The 842-nt window shown below is 49.3% G+C and carries 1 protein-coding gene; it reads left to right on the forward strand.

All coding sequences use genetic code 11. The annotated features are described in order from the left end of the window. Window positions 1-827, forward strand: an 827-nt coding sequence (locus R7E78_RS25565) for a sodium ion-translocating decarboxylase subunit beta (RefSeq protein ID WP_318058534.1), incomplete at its 5' end; no start/stop codon positions are given. Window positions 828-842: the final 15 nt, after the last annotated feature.

Here is an 842-nt window from a genome sequence, read left to right on the forward strand (position 1 = left end):
CGAAAACACTTTGGTTAGGGGCGGCAGCGCAGTTTGGTATTTTTGCGACCTTGTTTGGGGCGATTTTGCTTAACTTTGTGCCGGGGATGGAATTCTCGATGGCAGATGCATCATCGATCGCCATCATCGGTGGTGCTGATGGTCCAACGGCGATCTTCTTGGCCAGCAAGTTGTCGCCAGACTTATTGGGGGCGATTGCGGTAGCGGCATACAGCTACATGGCATTAGTTCCGATCATTCAACCGCCAATTATGAAAGCGCTGACTACCAAAGAAGAGCGTGAAATCAAAATGGCACAGCTTCGTCATGTTGGTAAGTGGGAAAAAGTGTTCTTCCCGATGGCCGTGCTGTTGATGACAATTCTGTTCCTACCTTCTGCGACACCATTGGTTGGTATGTTCTGTCTCGGTAACCTGATGCGTGAAGCGGGTGTGGTGGATCGTTTATCGAAAACTGCACAAAATGAACTGATCAATATTGTGACTATCTTCTTGGGTTTAGGGGTTGGCTCGAAACTGCAAGCTGACCAGTTCTTAAACTTGGAAACATTAGGCATTCTTGGTCTAGGCGCTGTAGCGTTCAGTATCGGTACAGGCGCAGGTGTTCTCATGGCTAAGCTTCTTAATAAGTTCTCAGAAGAGGACATCAACCCACTCATTGGCGCGGCAGGGGTGTCTGCCGTACCTATGGCTGCACGTGTGGTGAACAAAGTCGGGCTTGATGCAAACCCTCAAAACTTCTTGTTGATGCATGCGATGGGACCAAACGTAGCTGGTGTACTTGGCTCCGCGGTAGCGGCAGGTATTCTGTTGGCCTTGGTTGGATAAAGACTCTTGTAACAC

It is taken from the genome of Vibrio sp. YT-19(2023), from assembly GCF_033337395.1.